The organism is Leptotrichia sp., from assembly GCF_057270615.1.
Genome location: NZ_DBHIXN010000078.1, coordinates 1 through 6,906, shown reverse-complemented (window position 1 = coordinate 6,906; position 6,906 = coordinate 1). Strand labels below are relative to the sequence as shown.

At 29.4% G+C, this 6,906-nt stretch carries 5 protein-coding genes; all 5 read right to left on the bottom strand.

What is annotated here, in order from left to right:
* Positions 1–24: 24 nt before the first annotated feature.
* Positions 25–1,128, bottom strand: coding sequence for a tRNA 2-thiouridine(34) synthase MnmA (mnmA, locus tag ACO409_RS09870; protein WP_485556846.1), 1,104 nt, complete (start codon positions 1,126–1,128; stop codon positions 25–27).
* A gap of 24 nt (positions 1,129–1,152) precedes the next feature.
* On the bottom strand, positions 1,153–2,025 hold the full coding sequence (locus ACO409_RS09865; RefSeq protein WP_485556844.1) for a glycosyltransferase family 2 protein: 873 nt from the start codon (positions 2,023–2,025) through the stop codon (positions 1,153–1,155).
* Between the two features lie 35 nt (positions 2,026–2,060).
* Positions 2,061–3,521 carry an oligosaccharide flippase family protein gene (locus ACO409_RS09860; protein ID WP_485556842.1) on the bottom strand — a complete coding sequence of 487 codons (1,461 nt, stop codon included), beginning with the start codon at positions 3,519–3,521 and terminating at the stop codon, positions 2,061–2,063.
* 196 nt (positions 3,522–3,717) lie between these two features.
* Complete coding sequence (locus ACO409_RS09855; RefSeq protein ID WP_485556840.1) at positions 3,718–5,304, bottom strand: glycoside hydrolase family 57 protein; 1,587 nt, start codon at positions 5,302–5,304, stop codon at positions 3,718–3,720.
* An 874-nt stretch (positions 5,305–6,178) separates the two neighbouring features.
* A complete protein-coding gene (locus ACO409_RS09850; protein ID WP_485556838.1) occupies positions 6,179–6,853 on the bottom strand; it encodes a diacylglycerol/lipid kinase family protein in 675 nt (224 codons plus the stop codon).
* Positions 6,854–6,906: the final 53 nt, after the last annotated feature.

The following is a 6,906-nucleotide window of genomic DNA, read 5'->3' as shown; positions in this document are numbered from 1 at the left end:
TGTTAATTAAAAATTTGATTAAATTTATTTGCCCCTATATTTTTTACTCTGTCTTATTTCTCCTCCACCAACAATCTCATTTTCCAAATAAAATACAATATGCTGCCCTTCAGAATTTTCATGAGTCTTTTCATCAAATTCAAAAATTAGTTTATTTTTATTTTTTTCATTTTCTAAAATTTTTAGTTTCCCAGCCAATCCTTTTGAAGAAAATCTTGGACGTGCAGTTAATTTTACTCCAATTATATTTTCCAAACCACAATGAAATTTATAATTTATCACTTCGATTTCCTTTACCAGCAATTCTTCAAAATCTCCCACAATAACTTCATTTGTTTCAGGTCGAAGTTCCAGCACAAAAAACGGCTTCCCCAAATTAAGCCCCAGTCCACGCCGTTGTCCAACCGTATAAAACTGGTAACCTATATGCTCTCCGATGACTTTCCCGTTTTTATCCACAAAGTTCCCCTTTTTCACATCATTTCCAAGAACTTTTTTCAAAAATGGAATATATCCGTTCGGAGCAAAGCAGATTCCTTGGCTATCTGGCTTATTGTGTGTATGAATTCCATTTTGTCTGGCAATTTCACGAACTTCTGACTTTTTGTATTCTGAAAGTGGAAATAAAAATCGCTCCACTACTTGCTTATCCAGCCGATAAAGCATATAAGTCTGATCTTTTCTGTTATTTTTATCCCACAAAAGCATATTATTTGGACTAACTTTTGAATAATGCCCTGTTGAAATGTACTTTATTCCCATTTTGTCAGCAAATTCTACAAGTTTTTTTATTTTTACCTTTTCATCGCAAATCACACAAGGCGAGGGAGTTTTTCCTGCATTATACATTTTCACAAAATATTCCATCACATCTCTTCTAAATTCCTCTACAACATTTAAGACATAATGAGGGATTCCTAAAGTGTAACAAGTATATCTTGCATCATTTATATCATCCAAAGAACAGCATGTCTTTCCTGGATTTTCCGAAAGCTCATCAGGCAAATGCTTTAATGTAACTCCAATTACTTCATATCCTTCCTGCTTTAACAAAAGAGCGGCAACAGAGCTGTCTATCCCGCCGCTCATTCCAACAACGACTTTTTTATCATCTAGTTTTTTATCCATTTTTTGTTTTTATTTCTCCTATTTTTACAACTTAACTTTTTTCCACATAAATTCTCCAATTGGAATTGCCAATATTAAAAACAATTTACTTTTGCTTTCTTGAAATATTTTTCCAAATTTGTAGCCTGCCACCTTGCAAAATTTGTAATAAACAGCATTATTTAAAACTTTCTGCTTAAAAGTCAACTTTTGAGAATTTATTTCATTGTGATAAAGTGCCTGCCCTTTCGGATTTCGCAACAATAAATTATTGTATTTTGCAGTTAATCCGTCCTCCTGATATTCCTTTATCTCAATTTTCTCATTTACGTAAACTATCTTATATTTTTCACAAATTCTATTATAAACAACAGCTTCAGTAACAAATTTTTCATCCTCAAAAACTGGAAATTTATATTTTTTTATAATTTCAGTCCTGAACATAAGCCCCTTATCGCCTTTAACCCCATATTTATTATAGATTTTAAATTGCGTCGAGATCATTTCTTTTTCTGGAAAACTAGATCCAATAATTTCTCCATTTGGATAAGTTGACAAATATCCCATTCCAGCAATATCAGTATTTTTCTCATATTTTTTCCAATATTTTAGAATAGTTTCAAGTCCATTTTCCACATATTCATCATCTGAATCAAGGCATATAAAAAGTTCCCCATTTGCTTTTTCTGTAGCAAAGTTATAAGCCCGCTGTTTTCCGCCATTTTCCTTAAAATAATATTTTATATCCAACTTCTTTTCGCTCAAAAATTGTTCTACTTTTTCTTTAGTCCCATCAGTAGAGCCATCATCTACAACAAGCCATTCAAAATCTTTATAAGTCTGTTTTTGAAGCGATTTATATAATTTTTCAAGCAGTTCCTTACGATTAAAAGTCGGTGTAAAAACTGTAAATTTCATTTTCTAATTCCCCTTATTTTCCAAAAATTTAAAATTTATCGTTTCATAATTTTTCTTCTTATGCCATTCACAAGATTCGCAATTTTATTATATACTTCCTTATTTACAAGAAATTTTGTAACTATTGCTAAATATACTATTTTCAATCCAAATTTCATCCATGTAAGCTGATCATTTGACAAATAAAATATGATAGGATTTACAATAATTATAAAATAAAAAAACAATTTTTTATAATTAAATGAAATTTTGTATTTCTTTCTTATAATCAGCATTTCCATTATTGCTCTGAACAAAAAGGCAAGCAATGTTGTCCATGCTGCAATAATCGGACCAATTTGAGGAAATTTTGGTATAAATATTATATTCCCAACCAAATTAAATATCATTGCAAACATTGTAAAATAAAAAATGTATATGCTATCTTCATGGAAATGAAAAAAATAATCAAGACAAAATAACGCCTGAATTACAATTCCCGCTAAAATTAATGACATATAATTAATTGCAGGATAATAACTTTTTGGAAATATTAATTTTATCCCCTCTGGAGCAAATAGCTGTGCAATTACACATGCAAAAGAAATAATTGCAATAAAATTCTCTACGCTTCTTGTTATCGTCGGATTTGTTCTATCTTCCTTCATCGCCTCATAAAACTCTGGTGTCCAGCTATTCACAAAAGATCCCGTAATAACTGATAAAACTCTTCCACCAGTAAAAGCAAGTGTATACCCTCCAACTACTGCAAGAGAAACAAATTTTGCCAAAACAAGCCTGTCACTTAAATTTACAACTTGATCTGTAAGTTCAATAAAAATAAGTGGTAACCCATTTCTCAGTGAATATTTTACATAATCAAAATTCAGCTTAAATCTAAATTTTCCAAAATAATCCTTAAAATAAAATAAAAAAACTACAAGCAGTGCAACAAAATTTGCAAACTGATTTCCAAAAACTCCCCATTTCAAATATTTTATAAAATAAATTGCCAAAATATAAGTGGTAAAAAGACTTATAACACTTCCTATCGCCACTTTCATATACATTCTTTTCATTCTAAATAAAGTTGTCGAAAGATTATTAAAAGCATTTGCTGTTGCAATTAAAATACTAACAATTATCAAGGGGTAATAACTTACTTTGCTTAAATCGACAATGTATGAAAACAGCTTTTTAGCCATTGGTGTAAATAAAAAAATATATGTTAAAATATTAAAAACAACTATTATCAAAGTTGAAGAAAACATATAACTTCCAAATTCATCTTCACTTTCCTTCAAATCTACATATTTTTTCATCTGAGCATTATAAAGCCCTAACCCTAAAATTACTGTAAATAGTGAAGTAATCGGAGCTAATGTTCCTACAATCCCAAATTCCTCCTGTGTAAGCAATCTTGTTATTATTGGCAAAAATACAAACGAACCCATTTTTGTAACTAAATTCATAAGAGAATAAACCATTGTTCCCTTTAATAAATTTTTATTATCCATCTCTCCCCATTTCTACTTTTTCTACCTAATACTAAAACCCAATTTAAAAAATCTATTATTTTAAATAGATGACACTATAAATATTAATAAAAAATTTTACTTTCTAATTTTTTTACAAAAAAAAAGCAATTCATCTCCCACTTAAAAAGCAGGAGACTTCTTGCTATATTCTGTTAAATAATTTGCAATTTAAGATTTATAGCCAATCGCTTCTATACATTCTATATTCGATTTCAGGAAAAATATTATCTCTGCTTTCGATTTCTTTTATCCAGCTTTCATCTAAGTTACCATTCTTAAAATCTTCATAAATTTTGAATAATCTATGAACATGGTCACTTATTTTTTTGTGAGCATATCCAACCATTGTTCCTGTATACATTATAAATTCCCAGCAAGATGTTTGTGCCATTAACAATTCTCTTGCAGCTTGATTTAATGCTCTATATTCTAATTCATTATAAGGTTCTCTTCCGTTTGCCAATTCTATCATTTTTTGTGCTGCCTTATGTAAATGTCTATATACATAATCATTTGAACCATCTATCCAAACATCATAATAACCATTTGCTCCCCAGCTTGACATACTTACATCAACTACTTGATTGGTAGGGTATTTTTGTAAATATTTGTATGGTGTTATTGTAGAAAAATTAGATTCAGCTATTGCTCTAAATACCCATTCTAAAAATATTGGTCCTTCATACCACCAGTGTCCATATAACTCAGCATCGTAAGGTGATACTACAATAGGTTTTCTATATTTCATTTTTGAAGCAAGATATTCAATTTGTTTTGAACGATTGAATACGAAATTGTAAGCATGTTCTTTGGCTCTGCCTGCTGCTGCTTGTGGATTGTAAACTGCCTTATAACTTCCTTTTTTATCTGTTATTGCATGATACTTTATTCCTATGTTTCTTCTTACTCCATCACTATGTAAGTAAGGTTTTACAAGTTCATAATCAAGTTCATATCCTGCATCTTTATGGAATTCACGGTAAAGTCCATCTCCTGGATAACCTGATTCTGAACTCCAAACTTGTTCTGATGATTCCAAATCTCTAGCAAATGCAGCTACATAATTTTTAGTATAAACTGGTGAGTAAATACCATAAACTGGACGTGGATCACTATGCATAATTCCATGTGCGTCAACTAGGAAATATCTTATTCCATGTTTTTCCAAAAATTTATCTTGTCCTGGATAATAAGCACATTCAGCTAGCCACATACCTTTTGGCTCTCTTCCAAAATTTTTGATATAATCTTTTTTTGCCATAAGGACTTGAGCATTTACTGCTTCAGGATAATCTTTCATAACTGGCAAAAATCCATGTGTTGCTGTAACTGGAATGATTTCTAAGTTCCCCTGATCTTGAAATTTTCTAAATGCCCCTACTAAATCCTTGTTGTACTTTTCAAATACTTGCTTTGCTCTCGTATTGAACCATAAATTATGTTTTGCAACATTTAGCATGTCAGGATATGGACTCAGTCTTTCCACTTCGTTTTCACAGAATTCGATTAATTTGTTTATATGATGAAGATATCTTTCACGCAACAAATCGTCATTTAACATATTCACAAGTGTTCCGGACATTGTAATTGTCATATTCCAAGGAATGTTATCTCTTGTTAAGTTTTCAAACATTTCTAGTAGAGGAATATACGTTTCTGTAATCGCTTCACGTAGCCAATCTTCTTCTAAAAAATCTTCATACTCCGGATGTCTTACATACGGCAGATGTGCATGTAAAACAAGACTAAAATATCCATTCATAATTTTTCCTCCATACCTTTCTAAAATTTTTATATACTATATTTATACCATATTTTTGAAAAAATTCAAAACATTTTTATTCAAAATTTATTGAAAATTTAAATTTTCTTTTTTTATCATAATCGATATTTCATATTTTAATTTTTAACCTTGCAACAAAATTTTCTAATATCAATCTATTTTATTTCAATAACATAATTTTAAAAATTACAAAAAACCTGCCAGCTAAATTAAACTGGCAGGCAAAAGGTGAGGACAATAAGACAAGAATTCAACTGCTATTTTTGACTGCTAAAAATCAAAAACAATACGATTACAACTGCTAAAACAGTCAAATCCCAATTTGCCATTATTACCACCTCCTGTTCAAGAAAGTGTAATCAAGGTTGCGTTCCTTGACAGACAATTATATCGCAAAAAAAAGCCCTATTCAATAAAGAATAAAGCCTTTTTCTCGCATTTTTAATTTTACACTAACCTGAACAGGTTTTTTATTCGAAGTTATTATATCATTTTTTCCAAAAAAATTCAATCCCAAAATTCCCACTTTTACATTCATCAATCTATTTTTCTTAAATCACACATTAATAAACTCGATTTTCATATTTGTCCTTACACTAAACATTTCCATCACCTCTTCAATAACATCTTCTACCTTCTTCTATCCTAGGTTTATTTATATCATCTCAATAACTTTTGCTAAACAATTCACAACTTACTGTAGACATTATAAATATCAAAATTAAAAGTAATTTTTTTATAAAATACACTCCTATACAATATTTTATTTATTATATTATACTTTTATGATTTCCAAATTTCAATTGATTGTTTTATTTTTTTTGATTAGAGTTCTCTTATATTATGAATTTTTTTAGTAAAAAACTTTTAATTTCCCACTAATAAATTCAATTGTTACATCCATATTTTCTCCTTCTTCTCCATCAATGCTCACATCAATTTCTTGAGAAACTTTTTTTATTTCACACTTTTTAGCTTGTAAAGTTCGGATGTAATCATTATTTGTCAAATTGCTGTTCATTAAATCAATCAGGATTTTTGGAATATCCAAAGGATTTTCTATATTTTTTACGATAAGAATATCCATAAATCCATCATTCATGCTGGCTTCATCAATTACATTTTCAAATCCTCCTACATTTTTTCCATTCAGAATTGCATATAAAATAGCTTTTTCTCTTATTTCTTCCTTTCCATCCAGCACAACATTCAAATCAAAAGTCTTTATATTTGTAAGTTCTCCAAGTCCATTTATGTAATAGGCAATTTTCCCAAATGTCTTTTTCAATGCCTTGTCTGTATTGTAGGAAATTTTGGTAAACAATCCGCCAGCATACGAAGATAGAAATACAGTTTTTCCATTAATTAAGCCAAAATCAATATTTTTAGCTGTTTTTTCTGTAATATTTTCTATCCAGTTTTCTATATTTTCTTCAATTTTTAATGCTTTTGCAAAATCATTCGACGTTCCTGTCGGAAATATTGCAATTTCTGGAAATTCAATGTTTTTAGAATAAAGTTCGCTCAAAGACAGAGTAAAAAATATAGGGGCAAATAAATTTAATAAAATTTTTAATTAAC

What these genes read in the sequence shown, in the direction of transcription:
- mnmA (WP_485556846.1), bottom strand. Translation starts at nt 1,128, where the DNA reads ATGGATAAAAAACTAGATGATAAAAAAGTCGTTGTTGGAATGAGCGGC.
- ACO409_RS09865 (WP_485556844.1), bottom strand. Translation starts at nt 2,025, where the DNA reads ATGAAATTTACAGTTTTTACACCGACTTTTAATCGTAAGGAACTGCTT.
- ACO409_RS09860 (WP_485556842.1), bottom strand. Translation starts at nt 3,521, where the DNA reads ATGGATAATAAAAATTTATTAAAGGGAACAATGGTTTATTCTCTTATG.
- ACO409_RS09855 (WP_485556840.1), bottom strand. Translation starts at nt 5,304, where the DNA reads ATGAATGGATATTTTAGTCTTGTTTTACATGCACATCTGCCGTATGTA.